Annotated in this window: 2 tRNA genes; both read left to right on the forward strand. The window is 53.7% G+C overall.

The features are described from left to right. Window positions 1–270: 270 nt before the first annotated feature. Window positions 271–347: transfer RNA gene (locus tag DOU54_RS16860), tRNA-Ile, on the forward strand. Between the two features lie 59 nt (window positions 348–406). Continuing rightward, window positions 407–482, forward strand: a tRNA-Ala gene (locus DOU54_RS16865). The last annotated feature ends 224 nt before the right edge of the window (window positions 483–706 follow it).

A 706-nucleotide genomic window follows, 5' to 3' on the forward strand; every position in this document is an offset into this window, starting at 1 on the left:
GAACTTTCCCGTGCTTTTTAGAACATAGATGGCACCAGTCAGGTGACCATCGAAACGTAATACGCCACGGAATTGCTTCGGCAATCGGATTGGTATGGCAAGGTTCGCCGTCCACGTTTCTCTTTCTTCAAGAAGGATATAAACCTTTGGTTTGCGCTCACGTGCTGTTGCCCCTTTGGGGCTGCACTCCGCGGGGGCGCCGGACGACCGGCGACGGCTCGCTGAGCCTGTATGGGTGTCCAATTGGACGCTTGATACGCTCGGTAAGATGGGCCCGTAGCTCAGTTGGTTAGAGCACACGCTTGATAAGCGTGGGGTCGGAAGTTCAAGTCTTCCCGGGCCCACCATTGGTTTGCTGAATTTACCTGATCCCTGGCGGTTTTGCTGTCGGGTGTTTGCGATGGTTGGGGCTGTAGCTCAGCTGGGAGAGCACCTGCTTTGCAAGCAGGGGGTCAGCGGTTCGATCCCGCTCAGCTCCACCAATCGCGGAACGCGGTTTTGGTGTGTAGCGCGGGAATATCCTTCTGAAGAAATAAAAGTTTGCATCGTCTGAGATGACTGATGCCTGTTCTGAATACATTGTGAAGAGAAGATATGTCTGGAAGCTTCCAGGTGTTTTGGGTTTAGGCCTAAAACGTCCGAGCCCAGTCCCTGTGAAACCATGTGATGGCTTAGTCGGCCGGAATTGGTGGAGGGATTGGAGGTA

Origin of the sequence: Agrobacterium sp. MS2, from assembly GCF_003261015.1 — a bacterium.
Classification (GTDB): Bacteria; Pseudomonadota; Alphaproteobacteria; order Rhizobiales; family Rhizobiaceae; genus Agrobacterium; species Agrobacterium pusense.